The organism is Flavobacterium suncheonense GH29-5 = DSM 17707 (assembly GCF_000430025.1).
GTDB lineage: Bacteria > Bacteroidota > Bacteroidia > Flavobacteriales > Flavobacteriaceae > Flavobacterium > Flavobacterium suncheonense.
Window position 1 is genome coordinate 216,109 of record NZ_KE387020.1, and the last position, 22,293, is coordinate 238,401.

Consider the following 22,293-nt stretch of genomic DNA (forward strand, 5'->3'; position numbering starts at 1 on the left):
CTAATCCCAACGATTTTGGTTAAACTGATTCTTTTTCCAGTACCACATCATGATAAAACCGATAATCGCACCACCGATATGCGCGAAATGGGCAATACCGCTCGCTCCGCCAAAAATGGATTTCCCGGTAAGTCCCAAATACAAATCCAACAGCAATAAGCCCGGTACAAAATATTTGGCTTTTACGGGAACCGGAATAAACATCAAGGCTAATTCTGCATTTGGAAACATAAAAGCGAAGGCCACCAAAAGGCCGTAAATAGCTCCGGATGCCCCTACTGCAGGTGTTAAATAGCTTTGCATAAAAGAGGTGAAATCAAACTCAGAAAAGAAATCCTGCCAACGAGTATCAAATTTTCCTTCAGCAATCGTAGCCATAATTTCATTCTCCTTAAATCCATTTTCAACCAGTAAATCAAGCCCATGGTGAAACTGAAAGTAATTAACAGCCGTATGCAAAGCTGCTGCACCCAATCCGCAGGATATATAGAAAAAGAGAAATTTCTTACCACCCCAAAAATGTTCCAAAGCACTTCCAAAGGAAAATAACGCAAACATATTGAAAAAAATATGCATAATACCTCCATGCATAAACATGTGCGTTAACGGTTGCCATAACTTGAAATTAGGATTTTCAAAATAAAACAATGCTAAAAAATCTCCAGCTGCAGGCACTAGTATCGAACCCACAAAAAAGATTACATTGATAATAATCAAATGCTTAACAGTTTCGGTCATGTTCATCATAAGGCAAAACGTTTGTCTAAATCTTCCACTCCCAGCGTAATGAAAGTAGGCTTATTAAAGGGTGAAATATTGGGTTCTTTACAGGCGAACAACGCATTCACGATGTTTTCCTGCTCTTTTTCGGTTAAATAAGCACCGGTTTTTACCGCCAGACTGCGCGCCATCGATTTGGCAATGCGGTCGCTCTGGCTGAAACTGCTCTCCGGCAATTCTCCCTGTAAATCGTGAAGCAGTTCTTCCAGCAGCGGACGTACTTCACTTTCGGTTACATTGGAGGGCAATCCAGTAAAAACCACTATTTCAGTTGTCATGGCACTAAAAACAAAACCGGTGTTCTCCAGCGACGTACGCAATTCTTTCAACATGATCATTTCCGAAGGCGAAAAATGCAGCTCCAAAGGGAACAACAACTGCTGGCTCGCGGCATGATGCACCGTAATATTCGTCAGGAACTGCTCATACAAAATACGCTGATGCGCCCGTTTCTGACTGATAATCAGCATACCGGATTTAATCGGACTAACGATGTATTTTTTCTGAAGCTGATAGGTTTTGTTCGACGATGTTTCCACTGCACTTTCTTCAAAAAGCGAACCGGTAACTTCTTCACTTTCAAATTGGATTTCTTTCACGTCGATTTCATCGGTAGCGGTGGTCAGCCCAACGTAAAGGCTCTCCCAACCCGGCTGATTCGACTCCTTTTTATAACCGGAACCGAAGGCATGCGAACCGCCGGAAGACGACGAAAAACTGCGCGCGGGTTTCTCATCCGCAAACGGATTAAAATTCGCATCCACCTGAATTAAAGGCGTTTCACTTTCCTTATCCTTATACTCGTACGGAATGTCCAACGAGGCATCACGCTCAAAATCGAGTACCGGCGCCACGTTAAATTGTCCTAAGCTGTGCTTAACCGAAGAACGGATAATTGCATACATCGACTGATCGTCGTCAAACTTAATTTCGGTTTTGGTCGGGTGAATGTTGATATCGATGGTGTGTGGCGGAACGTCCAAAAACAAAAAATAGCTCGGCTGGCTACCGTCTTTCAGCAATCCATCGTATGCCGCCATAATCGCATGATGCAAATACGGACTTTTAATGAAGCGGTTGTTCACAAAAAAGAACTGCTCCCCTCTGTTTTTCTTGGCAAATTCCGGTTTTCCGACAAACCCCTGAATTTCAACTATTTCGGTACTTTCCGATACCGGAACAAGTTTTTCATTGGTTTTTCCGCCGAAGACATTCACAATACGCTGTCTTGCGTTGGAAATCGGCAGGTTGCACATCTCGCTGCCGTTATGGGTTAACACAAAATGAATGTTCGGATGCGCCAAAGCCACGCGCTCAAAATCATCTACGATATGACGGAATTCCACAGTATCGGACTTCAGGAAATTGCGGCGCGCCGGTATGTTGAAAAACAGGTTTTTAACCGAAAACGAAGTTCCCTTAGGCAAAACCGCCACGTCCTGTGATATAAATTTTCCGCCCTCAATAATAAGGTGCGTGCCCAATTCTTCCTGATCCTGTTTGGTTTTCAGTTCTACGTGGGCAATGGCAGCAATGGAAGCCAGCGCTTCTCCGCGAAATCCTTTGGTGTGCAGCGAAAACAAATCTTCCGCCTGACGGATTTTGGAGGTCGCATGGCGTTCGAAACACAGTCGGGCATCAGTTTCCGACATTCCCTTTCCGTTGTCGATTACCTGAATTAACGTTTTTCCGGCGTCTTTAACGATCAGTTTGATTTCGGTGGCTCCCGCATCTACGGCATTTTCCACCAACTCCTTTACCACCGAGGCAGGCCGCTGAACGACTTCTCCGGCAGCTATCTGGTTGGCTACGTGGTCAGGAAGTAATTGAATGATGCTTGACATTACTGCTTTTGGTTTCGAGTTTAGCTTTGGGAAAACCCAAGTTCACAAATTTAACGAAAATCTCTCGGGTTTTATCGTTTACAAAATCATAAAAAATAAAAAAACCTACTCTTTCGAATAGGTTTTCAATATTGTAAAGACAACTGCGTTTATTGCGCTGTGTTTCGTCGTAAATCGGCCATTTTAATGGCGGCAATGGCGGCTTCGATGCCTTTATTTCCGTGTTTTCCGCCGCTTCTGTCGATGGATTGCTGTTCGTTGTTATCGGTTAACAGACAGAAGATTACCGGCACATCGGTTTGTACGTTTAAATCTTTAATTCCCTGGGTTACGCCTTCGCACACAAATTCAAAATGCATGGTTTCCCCTTTGATGACACAACCGATTACAATCACGCAATCCACTTCCTGCGTTACGATCATGCGCTGGGCGCCGTACACCAGTTCAAAACTTCCGGGAACGTTCCATCGGATTAAGTTTTCCTTCAAAGCGCCACAGTCCAAAAGAGCGGCTTCACATCCGGAATACAAGCCTTCGGTTATTTTGTCATTCCATTCTGAAACAACAATCCCAAACCGAAAGTCTTTCGCGCTTGGGATTGTGTTTTTATCGTAATTGGATAAATTCTTGTTTTCTGTTGCCATATTATTCTAACATTGCAATCATCGCATCAATGTTCTGTGCTTCCTGAGATGTTTCGTATTTCTCTTTAATGCTGGTGAATAATGTTAACGCTTCTGCTTTTTTACCCATGTCTAAAGCTAACATACCGGCTTTGTACATGTATCTTGGCGTAGTAAAATCGTTAATGTTGGCATCAGCCGCTTTTTTGTAGTAAGTTAAAGCGTCTTCTTTTTGACCTAATTCTGAAAAAGCATCACCAATCGCTCCTGTTGCAATAGCGCCTAAAAACTTATCGTCGGATTTGAATTGCTCTAATTCTGCAACCGCTTCTTTAAATTTTCCGGTGTTTAAGTAAGCCATTCCGGCATAGTAATGTGCCAAATTAGCCGCTTTTGTTCCGGAATATTGCTCTGTGATTCCGATGAAACCAAGTTTTCCTTCACCACCTTTTAACGCTAAGTTGTAAAGCGAATCGTTAGCCGTCTGACCGTCTACCGCCTGTTGAAAATATTGTTGCGCCTGGAACATTTCGTTAGCAGCCTCATCTTCTTTAGGCTCCACGACAAATTTGTTGTATAATAAATATCCTGCTGCTGCAAGAGCTATAGCACCTACAAAGCCGAAAATGTATTTCTGATTTTTAGCAACCCAATCCTCTAACTTATTAGCGCTTTCGTCTAACGTATTAAATACCTCAGCCGTTGCACTGTCTTCTTCTCTGATGTTGTCTAATGCATCAACTTCAACTTGGTTTTCAACTGCTTCGTCTTTCGGTTTTGGTTGTTTATAACCTCTTTTGTTATATGTTGCCATCTATTTTTAATTTAATGAACGGCAAAAATATAATTTTTATTCATATATGAAAATCCTTTTTGTCGATATTTTTCAATAATTTGCACCCACTTTTTAAAATTGATTTAAAATCACCGCATAATTCCGGATTTCAAGTGCATCTCAAGAAACTTTCCCTTTTCAATTACAAGAATATTGCCGAAGCTTCTTTCGATTTCGACGCAAAAATCAATTGTTTTGTCGGAAAGAACGGTATAGGAAAAACCAATATTTTGGATGCCGTCTATCACCTGGCCTACGGAAAAAGCTATTTCAACCCACTGGCGCTACAGAATATCCGTCATGGCGAAGAGTTTTTCGTGATTGACGGTCTTTTCGAAAAAGAGGAACGCAACGAACAAATCGTATGCAGTTTGAAAAAAGGCCAGAAAAAAGTACTGAAACGCAACAACAAACCGTACGAGAAGTTTTCCGATCACGTTGGGTTTATTCCTTTGGTGATTATTTCGCCCTCGGACCAGGATTTGATTACTGAAGGCAGTGAAACCCGCCGGAAATTCATCGACAGTGTCATTTCGCAACTTGACAATCTGTATTTGCAACAACTGATTCAATATCAGAAAATTGTAGCCCAACGCAATGCCTTGTTAAAATACTTCGCCTTAAACCATACGTTTGACCGCGACACTTTACTTATTTACAACGAACAATTGGACGGTTTGGGAAAAGCCATTTTCGAAAAACGTCAACAGTTCTTAGCCGATTTTATTCCGATTTTCGACAAACACCACAAAGCGATTACCAATTCTGCGGAAAGCGTTCAGATTGTGTACGAAAGTCAGCTGTTTGACAAACCGCTTTCGGAACTCTTTGACGAATTTCTGGCGAAAGACCGCGCGTTGCAATACACGAGCGCAGGCATTCACAAAGACGACTTAGCGTTTCAAATCGATAATTTTCCCATCAAAAAATTCGGTTCCCAGGGACAGCAAAAATCGTTTCTGATTGCCCTGAAACTGGCGCAGTTCGAATTCATCAAAAAACAATCGGGCGTTTTACCTATTTTATTGTTCGACGATATTTTCGACAAATTAGACGAAACCCGCGTAGGCAAAATTGTGGAAATGGTTAACGACGAAACGTTCGGGCAGCTGTTCATATCCGACACGCATCCGGAACGCACCGAAGCCATTGTAAAAACCACCCATCAGTCGTACAAACTATTTAATTTGTAATTTTACCGACCAAATCACATTAAAAATGAAAGCATTAAGAATCATCGTTTTAGCAGCAGCTTCCTTGTTTTTCAGCAATTGCAGCAAAGGACAAAATGTAGTAACCGTTCCCGTAACCGAATTTGAAACCAAACTAAAAACGGTGGAAAACGCCCAATTAATCGATGTAAGAACTCCGGACGAATTCAGCGAAGGCGCGTTGGCCAATGCCAAAAACATCGACTGGAACGGCAACAATTTTGAATCTGAAGCCAACAAATTAGACAAATCCAAACCGGTTTTTGTGTATTGCTTAGTCGGCGGTAGAAGTAAAAAAGCCGCATACAAACTACACGAAATGGGTTTTACCGAAGTGTACGACATGGAAGGCGGCTATATAAAATGGAGCGCCACGCATCCGTCCGCTGAAAAAGCAGCTGAGAAAGGCATGACGAAATCGGAATACGAAAAACTGATTGCTTCCGATAAAGTAGTGGTAATTGATTTCTATGCAGAATGGTGTGGCCCTTGCAAAAAAATGACTCCTTATTTACTCAAAATGGAAAAAGAATACGCCGGAAAAGCCAAAATTGTTCGTGTGGATGCCGATAAAAACAAAGCATTATTTAACGGACTAGGCTATCAGGAACTTCCGGTGGTCATCGTTTTTAAAGACGGAAAAGAGGTTTGGAAGAAAAACGGCTTTGTTTCCGAAGCAGAGTTAAAAGCACAACTTTAGAAAAATAAAATTTCAGCCACGAATTCACGAATTTATTAGCATTAAATTAAGTGGTAAAAAAAACAAGAAAATGCAGATTCAACATAATTTCTCTTTAAAAAAGTACAACACTTTCGGCATTGAAGCCAAAGCAAAATCGTTTGTAGAGGTTTCCAATACCGATGAATTGGCGCAAATCCTGAAAGAACATCAGAACGAAAAACTTTTCATTTTGGGCGGCGGCAGCAACATGCTTTTGACGCAGGACATCGATGCCTTGGTGATTTATGTGAATCTGAAAGGCAAAAAAATCATTAAAGAAGACGAAAATCACGCTTGGGCACAAGGCAATGCAGGTGAAAACTGGCATGAATTTGTGCTGTGGAATATTGATCAGAATTTCGGCGGTATTGAAAACATGTCGCTGATTCCGGGCAATGTCGGCACTACGCCTATTCAGAATATCGGCGCGTACGGAGCGGAAATTAAAGACACGTTTGTTTCCTGCGAAGCCATGAAAATTGACACACAGGAAATCGTAACCTTTACCAACGAAGAATGCAAATTCGGGTACCGCGAAAGCATCTTCAAAAACGAAGCGAAAAACCAATACGTGATTACTTCGGTAACCTTCAAACTAACCAAAAAGGACCACAAAATCAATACGTCTTACGGCGCCATCGACGGCGAACTGGCCAAACACAGCATCACCAATCCGACGATTAAAGAGGTGAGCAACGCCGTAATCGCGATTCGCCAAAGCAAACTACCGGATCCGAAAGTATTAGGCAACAGCGGAAGTTTCTTCAAAAACCCAATCGTTCCAAAAGCCGTTTACGAAAAAGCGCATGCCCAATATCCCGAAATGCCGCATTATACCGTAGGTGAAAACGAAGTAAAAGTTCCGGCGGGCTGGCTGATTGAACAGGCTGGTTTCAAAGGAAAACGCTTCGGAGATGCAGGTGTACACACCTTACAGGCTTTAGTTCTGGTAAACTACGGAAACGCAACCGGTCAGGAGATTTTAAACCTTTCGAAAAACATTCAGCAGACGGTTTTGGAAAAGTTTGGGATTGCGATTGAAGCGGAAGTGAATATTATTTAGCCGGTGATTCGGTTAGTTGATTTTTTCGGTTATTTGATGTTTTAAAATTTATAATTTCCAAATGTACATCCCAGAACTTTATAAAAACGAAAATCCGGAAGACATCAAAAACTTCCTCCGAAACAGCAGTTTCGGTATTCTGGTGAATCAGACGGAAGGAAAGCTTTGGGGTACACATATTCCTTTGGAACTGGAAACCAATCTTCAGGGCAAAGAAGTGTTGTTCGGGCATCTTTCTAAAGAAAATCCGCAGGGCAACAGTTTTGAGAACAACAAAGAAGTACTGGCAATTTTCAGCGGACCGCACACCTACATCTCCTCTTCCTGGTACGACCACGAAAATGTTCCGACCTGGAATTACCTCGCCGTTCACGTGTACGGAAAAGTCAGGATTATTGAAGGCGAAGAAATGCTGTTTGCCATGAAAAAACTGGTCGACAAATACGAAGCGGCTTCTAAAAATCCCGTTCGCCTTGAAAACCTTTCTGCCGGAACCATGAAGCAAATCAACGGGATTGTTGCTTTTGAAATCGAAATCACGGAAATTCAGGCGGTGAAAAAACTTTCCCAAAACCGCGACGATAAAAACCACAACGCTATAATTTCTGAATTGGAAAGCCAAAACGACAACAATGCCAAAGCGATTGCAGCAGCGATGAAAACCGAACGAAAAGGACTATCGTAATTGTTAAAAACTAATTCCGTTTTAGTAAACACTTTTCATTAAATTTGCGCAGAATTTCAACACTATTGGGGTTATATGCTGCTAATTTTACTTTACGTTTTTATCGGAATCCTGGCCATTCAACTGTTTTATTACCTGATTGTTTTCGGAAAATTTGCGTTTGCGAGAAACCAACAGATTACACCGAAACGCATTCCGATATCCGTGATTGTATGCGCCAAAAACGAAGCCGAAAACGTTAAGAAATTCGTGCCGCTTCTGGCTGAACAAAATTATCCGGATTACGAAATTGTGTTAATTGACGATGCTTCCAGCGATGAAACCCTTGAGCTTTTTGAAGCTTTCGAACGTCAGTATTCCAATATCAAACTGGTAAAAGTACAGAACAACGAAGCGTTTTGGGGCAACAAAAAATTCGCCTTAACGTTAGGAATCAAAGCCGCTTCCAAAGAATATTTACTGTTTACCGATGCCGACTGTTACCCGACATCCAAAGACTGGATTACAAACATGAGTTCGCGCTTTACCATGCACAAAACCATCGTGTTAGGGTATGGTGCGTATGAAAAAATCAAAGGTTCGTTCCTGAATAAAATCATCCGTTTTGAAACGATGTTAACGGCTACACAATATTTCGCCTGGGCCAAAATAGGCAGACCGTATATGGGGGTCGGACGTAATTTAGCTTACAAACGGGAGGAATTTTTCAGGGTAAACGGCTTTATCGATCATATGAGCGTGCGTTCCGGAGACGATGATTTGTTTATCAATCAGGCAGCCAAAGGAAGCAACACTACGGTTTGCTATACAACGGACAGTTTTACCGTTTCGGAACCTAAAAAAACTTGGAAAGACTGGTTCAACCAAAAGCGCCGTCACGTTTCCACGGCAAAATTGTACAAAGGGTTTGATAAATTCCAGTTAGGCTTATACTATTTTTCTCAATTATCGTTTCTGATTTTGGCGGTGGTTTTGTTAGCGTTTCAGTTTCAATGGATGATTGTGGCTGGATTGGTGGTTTTCCGTTACATTTTCGCGTGGACGACTTTGGGCTATGCGGCCGGAAAACTCAAAGAGAAAGATGTAATGTACTGGTTTCCGATTATCGAAATAATCCTTATCTTCACACAGTTGAATGTGTTTTTCACCAATATCTTTTCAAAACCGGTACATTGGAAATAACTTCGGAAATCATACAGAAAAATATCGAAAAGGCTAAAACAGGCGATCAGGTTGCCTTTACTTTTTTATTGGATTTTTTCTGGAACGAAGTGTACGGCTTTATGCTGAAACGCACCGAAAACGAAACCGATACCGAAGACATCGTCATCGAAACTTTCGCCAAAGCTTTTGACAAAATCGGCACTTACAATCCGGAATACGGCTTCAACACTTGGCTGATTGCCATTGCGAAAAACGTGCATATTGACATGCTGCGCAAGAAAAAATCGGCGCTGTTTGTAGAGATGAACGACGAAGAAGACCATCAGGCGTATGATGTGGCCGATACGACACCAACCGTAGAAGACGAAATCATCAAAGAACAAAACCTCGCCCGATTGCTTTTGTTGATAAAAGAATTGAAACCGGCGTACCAAGAGGTAATACAATTGCGTTATTTTCAGGAAATGAGTTATCAGGAAATTGCCGACGAACTCGAAGAACCGTTAAACAACGTGAAAATCAAACTGTTGCGCGCCAAAAAACTTCTGGCAGAAATTATTCAGCAAAAAAGCTGATTTATTACTTTTACCGACTCAAAAAATACAAAACCACAACCAACCATTCAATAGAAATGTTAAAATAAAATTGTTTTATAAAATTTTTAACATTTCATATACTATGCTAGCATAGTTTTCGTTATTAAATAAAAAAGAAACTATTTAATTAACCTCAAAAACTATCTACGTATGTCTAAAATCAACATTTACGAAACCGGTTGGCTAAACATGGTTTTCGAAGGACGAAACAAAAACTACGGCGCATATCAGTTGCGCGCTGAAAATCCTAAAACCACCTTACGGGCTTTGTTTTCCGCTCTTTTTCTTATTGGAGGTACGGTCGCTATTCCTGTAAGCATAAACTATTTCACACCAAAGGACAACATTGCTGAAGTAATCTCAAAAGGTCCGGATGTAATCACTCTGGTAGATCTAACACCTTTAAAACCAAAAGCAGAACCGGAAAAACCAAAAGACTTTCCGGGGGAATCCAAACCGATTACCAATCAGAAGGTAATCAAATATGTGAATTTCGTTACCACGGAAAAAGATAAGGCAACAGACGATGTTCCCATCAACAAAGAGCTGGAGGGCGCACAAATCGGACAAATTAACAATGATGGCCCAAACACATCCGGAAATGTTTTAGAAACGACGACAAGACCTACCGAAAACGGTACCGGAAACGACATTTCAGGTAATACTGTCGAAACAACCGCCACCTTAGAAAGACAGCCGCTTTATCCCGGCGGATTGGGCAAATTCGTAAAAGACGTATCGGAAAAATTCAAAACACCTGAATTAGAAACCGATGCAAAAACACTTAAAGTTCTGGTAAATTTCGTAATAGAAAAAGACGGAACGCTTAGCAACATAAAAGTAATACGCGATCCGGGACACAATTTAGGAAAAGAAGCTTTACGGGTTTTGAACAGCATGAAAACCAAATGGTCGCCGGGCTACAAAAACGGAGAACCGGTGAGAACTTCTTTTAACTTACCAATCGTAATTAATATTCAATAGAAAGACTGAGAAATCTCAGTCTTTTTTATTTCCCGGCGATTGTTTTGCTCTCAGCGTAATTCTCAGAAACAAATATCCGATGAAACCCGCTGTTAACGATGCTATCAGAATTGCAATTTTGGAAACCGTTATAGCTTCCGCCTGATTTTTAAAAGCCAGTAACGTGATAAAAATCGACATGGTAAAACCGATACCCGCCAAACAACCGGTGGCTAAAATCTGTTTCCAGTTGAGTTCTTTCGGAAGTTTACAAACACCCAGCATCACGAAAACAAAACTGAAAAGAAAAACCCCAACCGGTTTACCAAGCACCAATCCTAAAAAGATACCGATACTATTCTGATGCGTCAGACCTTCCACCCAATCATTTCCAAAAACTACAGCCGTATTAGCCAAAGCAAACAGAGGCAAAATGATAAAGGCAACCGGCTTATGCAGAAAATGCTGCATATTATACGAAATCGTCTTCTCACTTCCATCTCCAAACGGAATTACAAATGCCAATAAAACCCCGGCAATTGTAGCGTGAACACCGGAATTCAGCATAAAATACCACATTCCGAAACCTCCGATAATATACGGAAGCCAGTTATTCACTTTCATGCGGTTGAAAACAAACAAAATCCCCATAATTCCGAGGGCAATTCCTAAATTCAGCAGGGAAAGATGATCGGTGTAAAAAATCGCAATGACCAAAATTGCTCCCAGATCGTCGATGACCGCCAAAGCTGTCAGAAACACTTTCAGCGAAAGCGGCACTCGATTCCCCAAAAGCGATAAAACGCCTAAAGCAAACGCAATATCCGTTGCCATCGGAATCCCGGCTCCGGCTTGTGTTACGGTTCCGTAGTTAAAAATCATATAAATTCCGGCCGGTACCAACATCCCACCTACAGCTGCAATTATGGGCAATAACGCATTTTTTAACTTAGACAATTCGCCGATGTACACTTCGCGCTCCAGCTCGAGTCCTATCAGCAAAAAGAAAATGGTCATCAGGCCGTCGTTAATCCAATGCACTACAGAATGATGTCCAATCTGATAGTGCCAAATATGCTCATAACTCTCCTGCATCACAGAATTTGCCAGTACGAGCGAAATTATTGTACATAAAATCAATACTATTCCTGATGCTTTTTCGCTTTCAAAAAATTCTGCAAACAACCGGGTTACTTTCATGCTGATTTTTGGCTTTTAAAGATTTCCGCTAAAATACCACTTTTTACGGAAACGATTCCCGCTTCCACTCCTTATTAAAAATGCGTTAAACGAAGTGTCAGGTTCGCAACAATTAGTATCTTTGCCATTATATTTTCAGAATTATGGATACTGTTTTAGACTCCAACATCTTACCGAAAGCAAAACCGAAATGGCTGCGTGTAAAACTGCCAACCGGTCAGAAATACACCGAACTGCGTGGTTTAGTAGACAAATACAAACTAAACACCATCTGCACGTCCGGAAGTTGCCCGAACATGGGAGAATGCTGGGGTGACGGAACTGCCACGTTCATGATTCTCGGAAATGTATGCACCCGTTCCTGCGGATTTTGCGGCGTAAAAACCGGAAGACCCGAAACCGTGGACTGGGACGAACCCGAAAAAGTAGCCCGTTCCATCAAAATCATGAACATCAAACACGCGGTAATTACCAGTGTGGATCGTGACGATATCAAAGATATGGGTTCTATCATTTGGGCGGAAACCGTGAAAGCCATCCGCAGAATGAACCCGGAAACTACTTTAGAAACGCTTATTCCTGATTTTCAGGGTGTGGAAAGAAACTTAGACCGGATTATCGAGGTTAGTCCGGAAGTAGTGTCACACAACATGGAAACCGTTCGCCGTTTAACCCGTGAAGTGCGCATTCAGGCCAAATACGACCGCAGTTTAGCGGTTTTAAAATACCTAAAGGACAAAGGCATCCGCAGAACCAAATCCGGGATTATGCTGGGACTGGGCGAAACCGAAGAAGAGGTTATCCAGACCATGAAGGATTTACGCGAAGCCAATGTGGATATTGTAACCATAGGACAGTATTTGCAACCCAGTAAAAAGCACTTACCAGTTAAGGAATTCATCACGCCGGAGCAATTCGAGAAATACGAAAAAATCGGTAAAGAAATGGGCTTCCGCCATGTGGAAAGCGGTGCTTTGGTACGTTCGTCTTACCATGCCCAAAAACATATCCTGTAATTTTTGTAAGCTTCAGACAATTTGAAAACACGTGTTGCCATTAACGGATTTGGAAGAATCGGCCGAAATGTATTCCGGCTGTTGCTGAATCATCCGACGATTGAAGTGGTTGCCATCAACGATATTGCCGATACCAAAACCATGGCACATCTGCTGAAATACGACAGTATTCACGGCGTGCTTCCTGAAAACGTAACTGCCAACTCTGAGGCTATCAGTATAAACGGGAAACCCTATCATTTTTTTCACGAAAGGGAAATCGCCAAGTTAAACTGGGGAGCTTTAAACATCGACATCGTCATTGAGGCTACCGGGAAATTTTTATCCTGCGAAGCGTCTTATCCACATATCCAGTCGGGTGCCAGAAAAGTTATTTTATCCGCGCCGCCAACAGACGATTCCATAAAAACGGTTGTTTTAGGTGTTAACGAACATATTTTAGACGGCTCAGAATTGATCATTTCCAATGCCAGTTGTACTACCAACAACGCCGCACCGATGATTAAAGTGATTCAAGAACTTTGCGGCATTGAACAGGCTTACATCACCACCGTACATTCGTATACCACAGACCAAAGCCTGCACGACCAGCCTCACCGGGATTTGCGCAGAGCCCGTGCAGCCTCACAATCTATTGTTCCGACTACGACCGGAGCGGCCAAAGCTCTTACTAAAATTTTCCCGGAACTTATCGGAAAAATGGGCGGTTGCGGCATTCGCGTACCGGTTCCGGACGGTTCTTTAACAGACATTACGTTCAACGTAAAACGCGAGGTTTCCATTGAAGAAATCAACAAAACATTCCAAGAAAAAGCGGAAAAGGAACTTAATGGAATTTTGGCTTACACCGAAGATCCGATTGTTTCCGTAGATATTTTAGGCAATACCAATTCGTGCCTTTTTGATGCGCAACTCACTTCCGTAATTGACAAAATGGTAAAAGTGGTAGGCTGGTATGACAACGAAATTGGATATTCGTCCCGAATAATCGACCTGATAAGTTTCGTAGCAAAGAAATAATTTCTTATATTTATGCGGCTTATTCAAAAAACATGAGGTATTATTTACTTTTAATATATTGTTTTTTAACTTTCTCGGGTTTTTCGCAAAAGTCGGACCCTAACGCAAAAGCAGACAGCGTTACCTATTATCTTGAACTTTCCAATTTTCACAAAGACAATTTTTCGTTTGAAAAAGCCCTTTCATTTGCCAAAAAAGCACAAGCCCTTTCAGAAAAAAATAAATCCAAAAAAAACCTGGCAGACTGCTATTTAGCTATCGGCGGAATTTTTTATCAGCTTAGCAAAACGGATCTGGCCGTAGAGAACTTAATACGGGCGCTTTCCATTTACAACACGCTGGCTCCCTCGCCTAATCAGGCGTATTGCTATTATTCCCTGGGGCTTAGTTATCTCGACAAGAAAAACTACAACCTGGCCGATAATTATTTCAACAAAGCAGCAAATGAATACCAACAGATTAATATTCCCGACGCTGTCGACCTGATTACCCTTCAAAAAGGAATAATTTTAAAGCAAAAAGGAAACAAGGAACTGGCCCTTAAGAATTTTAAAACCATCGTTAACAAAGACAATTCGGACAATCTCTTTGAAACAAAATCGGAAGCCTATTACCAGTTAGCCGAAATCATGAAGGCACAAAATAGAGACGGAGCCATCAAATACCTTGAAAAAGCTTATGCTATCTCTAAAGAGAATACCAACAACACGCAAAAGCTGAAAATCATCAAGCGTTTAAGTGAACTTCACGACCAAAATAACGCGTCCAATCAATCCCTTTTATATTTAAAACAATTTGTCCGTTTGCGCGACTCCATCATGGGAATTCGCAATAAAACCATTGGTTCGCCGGTATATGAAAAATTTATTGCAGACGATCAGCTTCGCGCAATAGACAAAATGAACAAAGAAAGTTCCATTCAGGAAAAATCGGTAAAATTTTCGAAGCTCATCAGTATTTTGAGTATCGCTTTAATTTCGATTTTATCGCTTTTGAGTCTTTCGCTGTATAAAAATAACATTATTCGTACCAAAACCAACCAGTTGTTAAAAGATAAGAATCTGGAACTGGAAACCGCCAAAGAAAAAGCAGAAAAAGCCTCCAAAGCAAGGGCTGAATTCCTTTCCACGGTTAGTCATGAATTGCGGACACCGCTTAATGCCATTAACGGAATCACCCATATTCTCCTTGAAGACAATCCGAAACCGGAACAAATGCATTACCTGAATTCGCTTAAGTTCTCAGGAAATTACCTGCTTACGTTTATCAATGACATTTTAGAAATCAACCGCGTCGAATCGGATGTGGTGGAAGTGGAAAAAATACCTTTCGATTTAAGAGAACTTCTGGAAAACATCCTGAATTCCTTTACCGAGATTGCCAACAAAAACAAAACCGTGTACCACCTGCAGATTGATGAGAAAATCCCGTCCACGCTTATTGGCGACCCTACCAAGTTGTCACAGGTTTTCATCAACCTGATTAATAACGCCATTAAATTTACCAAAAAAGGAGACGTCTGGATTTCAGCTACCCTAGTTAAAGAAAAAGCAAAATCTGTTAAAATCTATTTTGAGGTAAAAGATACCGGTATCGGGATTCCAAAAGAAAAACAGGAAACTATTTTTGACAGTTTCACTCAAGGTTCCGTGGAAATCAACCGAAAATACGGCGGTACCGGATTGGGACTGGCTATCGTAAAAAGACTCGTTCACATTTTAGGCGGTAAGATTAAACTGGAAAGCGAAATCAACAAGGGTTGTACTTTCTTTTTCGACCTTTCCTTCAAAGTTAGCGAGAAGAAAATTGTGAAAAAGCCGGAAATCGTTTATGAAGACAGTTGGCTGGACGGCAAAAATATCCTTTTGGTAGAAGACAATAAAATCAACCAGATGATTACCCAAAAAATGCTGGAACGCAAAAATATGAGCTGTTTCATCATCGAAAACGGGGAAGATGCCGTTAATCACCTGAAAGAAAACAAATACGATTTGGTTTTAATGGACGTCCATCTGCCGGGCATCAACGGAACCACCGCCACAGCTGAAATCCGAAAATTCGACACCGAAACTCCGATTGTGGCCTTAACCGCTATTTCTTTAGACGAAAACAGAGAAATGTTGCTCTCTTTCGGTATGAATGAGGTAATCACCAAGCCGTTTAACCCGGATAAGTTCTACGAAACTATCGCCGTTACCATCCACCAGAAGACTAATACTGAATAATCAGATTTTTAATCAGGTTACGGACTTTAGGTTCTGCTTCCTGAGCTGCTTCAAGCACTTCCGCATGGGTAATGGTATCGATGCTTTCTTCGTTACCCATATCGGTAATTACGGAAATCCCAAACGTTTCCAATTCCATGTGTCGGGCTACGATAACTTCCGGAACGGTAGACATTCCCACGCAATCACAACCTATCGCTCTTACCATTTTATATTCTGCTAAGGTTTCAAAAGTTGGCCCTTGCAGTCCTAAATATACGCCGTCCTGAACTTCAATCTGTAAGGAAGCGGCAATTTCTTTAGCTTTGTCCATCATCTTTCTGCTGTACGGCTCGCTCATATTCACAAAACGAGGCCCGAAACGCTCATCGTTTTTCCCTCTAAGCGGATGCTCCGGCATGAAATTTACATGATCCTTAATAATCACAATAGAACCTACTTTAAAATTAGGATTTACACCACCGGACGCGTTGGAAACAATCAGTTTTTCCACACCTAGATATTTCATCACGCGCACCGGAAAAGTAACTTCTTTCATCGAGTAGCCTTCGTAGAAATGAAAACGCCCCTGCATCGCCACGACTTTCTTCCCCTGAATGGTTCCGAAAACCAAAGCGCCCTTGTGCCCTTGTACGGTTGAAACCGGAAAATTCGGAATTTCATTGTACGGCAAGGTGTGTTCTATCTGAATATCTTCGGTAAAACCGCCCAAACCTGAGCCTAAAATTACGCCGTATTCCGGTGTGAAATTGGTTTTCCCTTTAATGTAACTAACGGTTTCCTGTACTTGTTCCCACATAATCTAAAATGCTTTTATCAAAATCTTCCTGATGGCTTAAAAAAGACGTCTTAATCGGCAAATAGAACAGTTGTTCTTTGCGTAATTTCCCTTTCAGGCGCACATAATCCTTCTCGGTAGTGATGATGATCTTATTTTTTGCTTTTTCTTTTATCTTTTCAATGTCCAGCTGCGTAAAATCGTGATGATCCGGAAAGGTCATCGTTGCATCCTGGGCAGCCTGCAAATATGCGAAAAAAGAATCCGGTTTTGCAATGCCGGCCAAAAGTATTTTATCAACAGTGGCAATTTCCTTAACCGGCATGCTTTTTTCTTCGGAAGAAACACTTTCCTCGTATGCAATAAAGGTAAAAAATAATTGCTGATGCTGTTTCAGTTGCAGGCGGCTTCTGATTTCATTTTGCTGAATCAGGGTAAGCTGCGGCGGACATTTGGTTACAATTATCACATCGGCCCGTTTCACGCCGGTTCTGCTTTCGCGGAGGTTACCGGCAGGCAGGATCAGATCGTCACAATACAAATCGCCGTACGCGGTAAGCATGATGTAAAATCCGGCTTTTACTTTACGGTGCTGGAAGGCATCGTCGAGCAAAATAACATCCGGTTTTTCGTTTTGGGACAACAACTGCGTGATTCCGTTTACGCGATTGGCATCGACCGCCACCTGAATGTTTGGGAATTTTTGGTGAAACTGAAACGGTTCATCACCTAAAACAGCTGCATCGGCACCAGCATCGGCCAAAACAAAACCTTTCGATTTGCGTTTATATCCGCGGCTTAACGTAGCTACTTTATACCGGTCTGACAACAAACGGATTAAATACTCAATCTGAGGCGTTTTCCCCGTTCCGCCGACACTTAAATTTCCGACAGCAATTACCGGTAAATCAAACGAATACGATTTTAAAATCCCTTTATCGTACAAAAAATTACGAACCGAGGTCACAAAACCGTACAAAACCGCCAGCGGAAAAAGTAGTTTTCTGAAAAAATTCATGTTACGAATGTAGTATTTTTTATCTTTATTATAAAGTTGCTGCGTTTATTCGTTACTTTGTTTAACAGAAATTTATTCCGATGAAAATTAGAGAAATCCTTTCCGTTTTAGAAGAAATGGCGCCATTGGCTTATGCCGAAGATTTTGACAATGTCGGGCTTTTGGTTGGTGACGCCAATGCCGAAGCAACCGGAGTTTTGGTTTGCCATGATGCTTTGGAATCTGTTATTGACGAAGCCGTTGCCAAAAACTGCAATCTGGTGGTGTGCTTCCATCCTATTTTGTTTTCGGGACTGAAGAAAATTACCGGAAAGAATTATGTGGAACGCGCCGTAATCAAAGCCATTAAAAACGATGTGGCGATTTACGCGGTTCATACGGCGTTAGACAACCACCAGCAAGGGGTCAATAAAATTTTCTGTGACGCGTTAGGCTTGCTGAACACCAAAATATTAGTGCCGAAGCAGCATTTCATTCAGAAATTAGTAACGTATACCATTCCCGAAAATGTGGAACAACTGCGCAATGCTTTATTTGATGCCGGAGCCGGAAAAATAGGCAATTATGAAGACTGTAGTTTCAATTCGAAAGGCATCGGAACATACATGGGCAACGAAAACAGCAACCCGGAAATTGGCGAGCGTTTCGAATTTGTGGAAGCCGACGAAATCAAAATCGAAGTTACTTTTGAAAAATACCTGCAAAGCAAAATCTTAAAAGCCTTGTTTTCCAACCATGTGTACGAAGAAGTGGCGTATGAAATTTACGATTTGCAGAACGCGCATCAGAACATCGGCTTGGGAATGATTGGCGAATTAGACGTTCCGATGAGTGAATCCGATTTCCTTAAAATGGTGAAAGACAAGATGCAGACCGGCAGTATCCGACACAGTCAGTTTCTGAACAAACCGATTCAGAAAGTGGCGGTTTTAGGAGGTTCCGGAAGTTTCGCCATCAAAAACGCAATTAGTTCCGGTGCTGATGCTTTCCTTACGGCCGATTTGAAGTACCATCAGTTTTACGAAGCTGAAAACCGGTTGCTTTTAGCCGACATCGGGCATTTTGAAAGCGAAAGATTTACAAAAAATTACATAGTTGATTATCTTACGAAAAAAATTAGTAATTTTGCAATCATTTTATCGGAAGAAAATACAAATCCAGTTAAGTACTTTTAAAATATGGCAAACGTTAAAGAACTAAGTGTAGAAGAAAAGTTAAGAGCTCTTTATGACTTACAATTAATTGATTCTCGAATTGACGAAATCAGAAACGTAAGAGGAGAGTTACCTCTTGAAGTAGAAGATTTAGAGGATGAAGTTGCCGGATTAAGCACTCGCTTAGAAAAATTAAAAGGTGATTTGGAGTCTATCGAAGAGCAGATCAAAGAAAAAAAGAATGCTATTGACGGGCATAAAGAATCCATCAAAAAATATAGTGCGCAGCAAAAAGAAGTTCGCAACAACCGCGAGTTCAACGCTTTAACCAAAGAGATTGAGTTCCAGGAACTGGAAATTCAATTGGCAGAGAAGCATATTAAAGAAATGAAAGCTTCCATCGAGCACAAAAAAGTGGTTTTAAACGAAACCAAAGAAAAATTAGATGCCAAACAATCGCACTTAAAACACAAAAAAGCCGAGCTGAGTGACATTATGGCCGAAACAGAAAAAGAAGAAAACTTCCTGTTAGGCAAATCAGAAGAATTCCGCGGACAAATCGAAGCGCGTTTGTTAGCCGCTTACGACAGAATCCGAGGCAGCGTACGCAACGGATTAGCAGTAGTTTCCATCGAAAGAGGCGCTTCTGCCGGATCGTTCTTCACCATTCCGCCGCAAACGCAAATGGAAATTGCTTCCCGCAAAAAAATCCTAACCGATGAGCACAGTGGCAGAATTTTGGTGGACAACGTGTTAGCCGAAGAAGAAAAAGAAAAAATGCAACAGTTATTTGCGAAAATATAAGTAACTTAAAGTCTCCAAACGGAGACTTTTTTTATGGCTTATTTCAACAAAATTCCGTACTACGTTTTAACAAAATCCATTGGTTTGTACATCAATGCACTTAGTTATGTAAATCCGGAAAAAGCCTCAAAATTAGCCTACAAGTACTTTACCGAACCCCGGGAAGGAAGGCTGAGCCGAAAATCCATTCCGCAGATTTTAAAGGAATCGGAACAGGAAGTGCTGCAGGATGGCAACAACAACATTCAAACTTACATTTGGAAAGGCAACGAAAATAAAATTCTCTTGGTACACGGCTGGGAAAGCAATGCGTCACGCTGGGAACTGATGATTCCGCAGTTGCGAAAATCGGGCAGTACGGTTATTGCGTTGGACGGTCCGGCTCAAGGACTTTCCAGCGGCACCGAATTCAACATTCCGCAATACGCCCGTTATGTGGATGCTTTAATCCGGAAATTCCAGCCACAGTACATGATTGGCCATTCCATGGGCGGGGCAACCTGTTTGTACTACCAGTTCAAATACAACAACCCTCAGTTGCAGAAAATGGTCATTTTGGGAGCACCGAGTGAATTTGAAATCCTGTTGAACAACTACCGAAAAACCATCAGCCTTAACAGCAAAGCCTTTCAGTTGTTAAAACAGCGTTTTACGGAACGGTTTCAGATTTCACCCTCCGAATTTTCCGGAAAACGTTTTGCTTCCACCTTTAATTTAAAAGGACTTATTGCCCATGACGTAGATGACGATGTGGTTTCATTTAACGAAGGAAAAAAAATTGCAGAAGCCTGGAAATCGGCACAGTTTATTGAAACCAAAGGATTGGGACACAGCATGCACGACGAACATCTGTACCAGAAAATTTATCATTTTCTTTTTGAGGAATAGCTACTTTTTGATTAGTTTTTTAACCGCGGTTTTTTCTCCGTTCTGCACTTTTACAAAATACATCCCTGAGGGCAACAAAGTAATATCCATCATCGCTTCAGCATTCAAATTGTCCTGATGACGCACTTTTCGTCCCACCGCATCATAAACCTCCACGGAAAAAGAAGATATGCTATCCGACAGGCGCACTGAAAAAGTATTGCCCGCAGGATTCGGATACACGGAAACGGCTAAAAAGTTGGCATCCTGCACCGCAAGCATAGTGTCAATCTGCTGAAGTGCTGCCTGCATATTCGGTAACGGGCCAATATTACCAGCCACACCCGTTCCCTGAGGAATTCCGGTGGCTTTTAATAAATTTCGCATGGCGGATGGCGTCATATACGTTCCGGTCAGGCCGAAATAATACGACTGCAGAACAATCACACAAGAAGCTACAATTGGGGTCGCAGAGCTCGTTCCGCCAACAGATCGGTAACTTTGATTAAAATCACCGCCAATACTGAATCCGCCTGCCCCATTTCCGGAAGTGAACACGTTTTGCCCCCATCCCTGCACATCTACACGAGTGCCGTAAGTACTGTACGGAACTCTATTATGACTGACGTTAGAAGTGCCCGCACCCACAATTATGGCTCCGCTATCGCCTCTGCTCATATAAGCGCTGTATCCGGGTGTGTCCAGATTTTCGCCTACATTAACCTCATTCCCGTTCCCTGCGGCTGCCACAATGATAATTCCGGCATCGGTAGCGGCTTTGGTTAAATCCCAAACTACCTGGGAATATTCCGCCGGTACAAAATTATTAACAGTTGTTCCAGCTTGACCATAAGTCTGTATTTCATACAGAATCACATCGCCAACCTGCGAATTGGCAATTGCCTGCGTCACCGCATTTATCCTACTGTAACCGGTTTCCTGCCATTCGGGAAACAATATCATTTCCTGTGCACCATAAGCCATCCCGGAAATTCCGTAAGTTCCTTTGTCTGCCATAACAATTCCGATAACCGAGGTTCCGTGTTCTGTATAGAATGTTGAAGCCGAAGAATTTACCGTCATCCCTGAAGCAAGAGAGACATTAACCTCGTTCAGGTCTTCGTGGTTCGGATTGAAACCGTATTCGACATCTCTTACCCGTATTCCGGAACCGCTCAGTCCAAGGCTCCACGCGTAATTCATGTTTACGCCCGGATTCGGTCCCAAATAAGTTTGATTGGGTTCGTAATTGCTGGTTGTGGGCGGAATATCGGTAGGCGGCGGAATCGGTTGCAAACTCATGAGTTCACAATATTCAACCACATCAAAAGCTTCTAGTTTTTCGGCAAGCTCAAGAAGTTTTTCATTCGTCGGATCGGAAATCTTAACTTTTAAAATGTTTCTGAGTTTTTGAACTGCATAATCGTTTCCTGAAATACGCTTGGCATCTTCGGATAAAACCTGAAAATGCGCTTCGGTAACAGGAATCGCTTTTTCAAATTGCAATTGGTAATCTTCAATTACTTTTTTCAGTTCCGGAAGTGTCAAGGCAAGTGTTTTCGCGAAGTTATCATCCACAAAAGTAACAGAACGCTTAAAGGTCACATACAACTCATGCGGCTCAGAATCAGAAAGCAACCTGTAATGTCCCTTTCTGTCTTGTGCAAAAAGATTCAAAGTAAGAAAAAGAAAACCAAAAAGTACTGCTCTCAAGCCGCTAACAAAT

21 protein-coding genes are annotated in these 22,293 nt (G+C 41.8%); 13 read left to right on the top strand and 8 right to left on the bottom strand.

All coding sequences use genetic code 11. From position 1 onward, the window contains the following. The 4 genes from G498_RS0111205 to G498_RS0111225 all read right to left on the bottom strand — a co-directional run bounded on the left by G498_RS0111205 (position 1) and on the right by G498_RS0111225 (position 4,061). On the bottom strand, positions 1 to 747 hold the full coding sequence (locus tag G498_RS0111205) for a rhomboid family intramembrane serine protease (protein ID WP_026981232.1): 747 nt from the start codon (positions 745 to 747) through the stop codon (positions 1 to 3). Further along, on the bottom strand, positions 744 to 2,624 hold the full coding sequence (mutL, locus tag G498_RS0111210) for a DNA mismatch repair endonuclease MutL (protein ID WP_026981233.1): 1,881 nt from the start codon (positions 2,622 to 2,624) through the stop codon (positions 744 to 746). Before mutL ends, G498_RS0111205 begins: the two co-directional genes overlap by 4 nt. A gap of 149 nt (positions 2,625 to 2,773) precedes the next feature. Beyond that, positions 2,774 to 3,268, bottom strand: a complete 495-nt coding sequence (ribH, locus tag G498_RS0111220; RefSeq protein ID WP_026981234.1) for a 6,7-dimethyl-8-ribityllumazine synthase — start codon at positions 3,266 to 3,268, stop codon at positions 2,774 to 2,776. Position 3,269: 1 nt separating this feature from the next. After that, positions 3,270 to 4,061, bottom strand: coding sequence for a tetratricopeptide repeat protein (locus tag G498_RS0111225; RefSeq protein WP_026981235.1), 792 nt, complete (start codon positions 4,059 to 4,061; stop codon positions 3,270 to 3,272). Between the two features lie 134 nt (positions 4,062 to 4,195). Between G498_RS0111225 and recF the strand changes: the two genes are divergently transcribed. The 7 genes from recF to G498_RS0111260 all read left to right on the top strand — a co-directional run bounded on the left by recF (position 4,196) and on the right by G498_RS0111260 (position 10,506). Then, positions 4,196 to 5,275, top strand: coding sequence for a DNA replication/repair protein RecF (gene recF, locus G498_RS0111230; protein ID WP_026981236.1), 1,080 nt, complete (start codon positions 4,196 to 4,198; stop codon positions 5,273 to 5,275). Positions 5,276 to 5,300: 25 nt separating this feature from the next. Then, a complete protein-coding gene (locus tag G498_RS0111235) occupies positions 5,301 to 5,993 on the top strand; it encodes a thioredoxin domain-containing protein (RefSeq protein WP_026981237.1) in 693 nt (230 codons plus the stop codon). Between the two features lie 40 nt (positions 5,994 to 6,033). Next, on the top strand, positions 6,034 to 7,077 hold the full coding sequence (gene murB / locus G498_RS0111240) for a UDP-N-acetylmuramate dehydrogenase (protein WP_262486433.1): 1,044 nt from the start codon (positions 6,034 to 6,036) through the stop codon (positions 7,075 to 7,077). A 61-nt stretch (positions 7,078 to 7,138) separates the two neighbouring features. Next, positions 7,139 to 7,762: an FMN-binding negative transcriptional regulator gene (locus tag G498_RS0111245; RefSeq protein WP_026981239.1), complete on the top strand. Its 624-nt coding sequence runs from the start codon at positions 7,139 to 7,141 to the stop codon at positions 7,760 to 7,762. 75 nt (positions 7,763 to 7,837) lie between these two features. After that, positions 7,838 to 8,944, top strand: coding sequence for a glycosyltransferase (locus G498_RS0111250; protein ID WP_026981240.1), 1,107 nt, complete (start codon positions 7,838 to 7,840; stop codon positions 8,942 to 8,944). After that, a complete protein-coding gene (locus G498_RS0111255; protein WP_026981241.1) occupies positions 8,935 to 9,501 on the top strand; it encodes an RNA polymerase sigma factor in 567 nt (188 codons plus the stop codon). Before G498_RS0111250 ends, G498_RS0111255 begins: the two co-directional genes overlap by 10 nt. A gap of 171 nt (positions 9,502 to 9,672) precedes the next feature. After that, a complete protein-coding gene (locus G498_RS0111260) occupies positions 9,673 to 10,506 on the top strand; it encodes an energy transducer TonB (RefSeq protein WP_026981242.1) in 834 nt (277 codons plus the stop codon). A 15-nt stretch (positions 10,507 to 10,521) separates the two neighbouring features. Here the strand turns inward: G498_RS0111260 and nhaA are convergent, their stop codons facing one another. After that, the gene (gene nhaA, locus G498_RS0111265) at positions 10,522 to 11,685 is read right to left on the bottom strand and encodes a Na+/H+ antiporter NhaA (RefSeq protein WP_026981243.1); all 1,164 of its coding nucleotides are present in this window, start codon (positions 11,683 to 11,685) and stop codon (positions 10,522 to 10,524) included. A 143-nt stretch (positions 11,686 to 11,828) separates the two neighbouring features. Between nhaA and lipA the strand changes: the two genes are divergently transcribed. From lipA to G498_RS0111280, 3 genes are read left to right on the top strand one after another with little or no spacing between them, the layout of a single operon-like run. After that, positions 11,829 to 12,701 (top strand): lipoyl synthase, encoded by an 873-nt coding sequence (gene lipA / locus G498_RS0111270; protein ID WP_026981244.1) that lies wholly within the window; start codon positions 11,829 to 11,831, stop codon positions 12,699 to 12,701. A gap of 21 nt (positions 12,702 to 12,722) precedes the next feature. Then, positions 12,723 to 13,721: a type I glyceraldehyde-3-phosphate dehydrogenase gene (gap, locus tag G498_RS0111275; protein ID WP_026981245.1), complete on the top strand. Its 999-nt coding sequence runs from the start codon at positions 12,723 to 12,725 to the stop codon at positions 13,719 to 13,721. A 32-nt stretch (positions 13,722 to 13,753) separates the two neighbouring features. Next, positions 13,754 to 15,946 carry a tetratricopeptide repeat-containing hybrid sensor histidine kinase/response regulator gene (locus tag G498_RS0111280; protein ID WP_026981246.1) on the top strand — a complete coding sequence of 731 codons (2,193 nt, stop codon included), beginning with the start codon at positions 13,754 to 13,756 and terminating at the stop codon, positions 15,944 to 15,946. On the opposite strand, the gene G498_RS0111285 is transcribed toward G498_RS0111280, so the two are convergent. Together G498_RS0111285 and lpxK are read right to left on the bottom strand one after the other, a co-directional pair. Then, complete coding sequence (locus G498_RS0111285; protein ID WP_026981247.1) at positions 15,933 to 16,745, bottom strand: purine-nucleoside phosphorylase; 813 nt, start codon at positions 16,743 to 16,745, stop codon at positions 15,933 to 15,935. The genes G498_RS0111280 and G498_RS0111285 overlap by 14 nt on opposite strands. Continuing rightward, positions 16,717 to 17,742 carry a tetraacyldisaccharide 4'-kinase gene (lpxK, locus tag G498_RS0111290; RefSeq protein WP_026981248.1) on the bottom strand — a complete coding sequence of 342 codons (1,026 nt, stop codon included), beginning with the start codon at positions 17,740 to 17,742 and terminating at the stop codon, positions 16,717 to 16,719. Before lpxK ends, G498_RS0111285 begins: the two co-directional genes overlap by 29 nt. Before the next feature lie 80 nt (positions 17,743 to 17,822). Between lpxK and G498_RS0111295 the strand changes: the two genes are divergently transcribed. The 3 genes from G498_RS0111295 to G498_RS0111305 are packed head-to-tail and all read left to right on the top strand — an operon-like array spanning position 17,823 to position 20,588. After that, the gene (locus G498_RS0111295; protein ID WP_026981249.1) at positions 17,823 to 18,917 is read left to right on the top strand and encodes a Nif3-like dinuclear metal center hexameric protein; all 1,095 of its coding nucleotides are present in this window, start codon (positions 17,823 to 17,825) and stop codon (positions 18,915 to 18,917) included. Between the two features lie 3 nt (positions 18,918 to 18,920). Next, positions 18,921 to 19,700: a zinc ribbon domain-containing protein gene (locus tag G498_RS0111300; RefSeq protein WP_026981250.1), complete on the top strand. Its 780-nt coding sequence runs from the start codon at positions 18,921 to 18,923 to the stop codon at positions 19,698 to 19,700. A gap of 33 nt (positions 19,701 to 19,733) precedes the next feature. Beyond that, on the top strand, positions 19,734 to 20,588 hold the full coding sequence (locus G498_RS0111305; protein WP_026981251.1) for an alpha/beta hydrolase: 855 nt from the start codon (positions 19,734 to 19,736) through the stop codon (positions 20,586 to 20,588). Here G498_RS0111305 and G498_RS15070 read toward each other — a convergent pair whose 3' ends face one another. Then, the gene (locus tag G498_RS15070; protein WP_131387672.1) at positions 20,589 to 22,280 is read right to left on the bottom strand and encodes a S8 family peptidase; all 1,692 of its coding nucleotides are present in this window, start codon (positions 22,278 to 22,280) and stop codon (positions 20,589 to 20,591) included. Positions 22,281 to 22,293 lie beyond the last annotated feature (13 nt).

Excerpts from the sequence above, each read along its gene's own strand:
- G498_RS0111205 (WP_026981232.1), bottom strand. The coding sequence starts at position 747 with ATGATGAACATGACCGAAACTGTTAAGCATTTGATTATTATCAATGTA.
- mutL (WP_026981233.1), bottom strand. The coding sequence starts at position 2,624 with ATGTCAAGCATCATTCAATTACTTCCTGACCACGTAGCCAACCAGATA.
- ribH (WP_026981234.1), bottom strand. The coding sequence starts at position 3,268 with ATGGCAACAGAAAACAAGAATTTATCCAATTACGATAAAAACACAATC.
- G498_RS0111225 (WP_026981235.1), bottom strand. The coding sequence starts at position 4,061 with ATGGCAACATATAACAAAAGAGGTTATAAACAACCAAAACCGAAAGAC.
- G498_RS0111235 (WP_026981237.1), top strand. The coding sequence starts at position 5,301 with ATGAAAGCATTAAGAATCATCGTTTTAGCAGCAGCTTCCTTGTTTTTC.
- G498_RS0111245 (WP_026981239.1), top strand. The coding sequence starts at position 7,139 with ATGTACATCCCAGAACTTTATAAAAACGAAAATCCGGAAGACATCAAA.
- G498_RS0111250 (WP_026981240.1), top strand. The coding sequence starts at position 7,838 with ATGCTGCTAATTTTACTTTACGTTTTTATCGGAATCCTGGCCATTCAA.
- G498_RS0111260 (WP_026981242.1), top strand. The coding sequence starts at position 9,673 with ATGTCTAAAATCAACATTTACGAAACCGGTTGGCTAAACATGGTTTTC.
- nhaA (WP_026981243.1), bottom strand. The coding sequence starts at position 11,685 with ATGAAAGTAACCCGGTTGTTTGCAGAATTTTTTGAAAGCGAAAAAGCA.
- lipA (WP_026981244.1), top strand. The coding sequence starts at position 11,829 with ATGGATACTGTTTTAGACTCCAACATCTTACCGAAAGCAAAACCGAAA.
- G498_RS0111280 (WP_026981246.1), top strand. The coding sequence starts at position 13,754 with ATGAGGTATTATTTACTTTTAATATATTGTTTTTTAACTTTCTCGGGT.
- G498_RS0111285 (WP_026981247.1), bottom strand. The coding sequence starts at position 16,745 with ATGTGGGAACAAGTACAGGAAACCGTTAGTTACATTAAAGGGAAAACC.
- lpxK (WP_026981248.1), bottom strand. The coding sequence starts at position 17,742 with ATGAATTTTTTCAGAAAACTACTTTTTCCGCTGGCGGTTTTGTACGGT.
- G498_RS0111295 (WP_026981249.1), top strand. The coding sequence starts at position 17,823 with ATGAAAATTAGAGAAATCCTTTCCGTTTTAGAAGAAATGGCGCCATTG.
- G498_RS0111300 (WP_026981250.1), top strand. The coding sequence starts at position 18,921 with ATGGCAAACGTTAAAGAACTAAGTGTAGAAGAAAAGTTAAGAGCTCTT.
- G498_RS0111305 (WP_026981251.1), top strand. The coding sequence starts at position 19,734 with ATGGCTTATTTCAACAAAATTCCGTACTACGTTTTAACAAAATCCATT.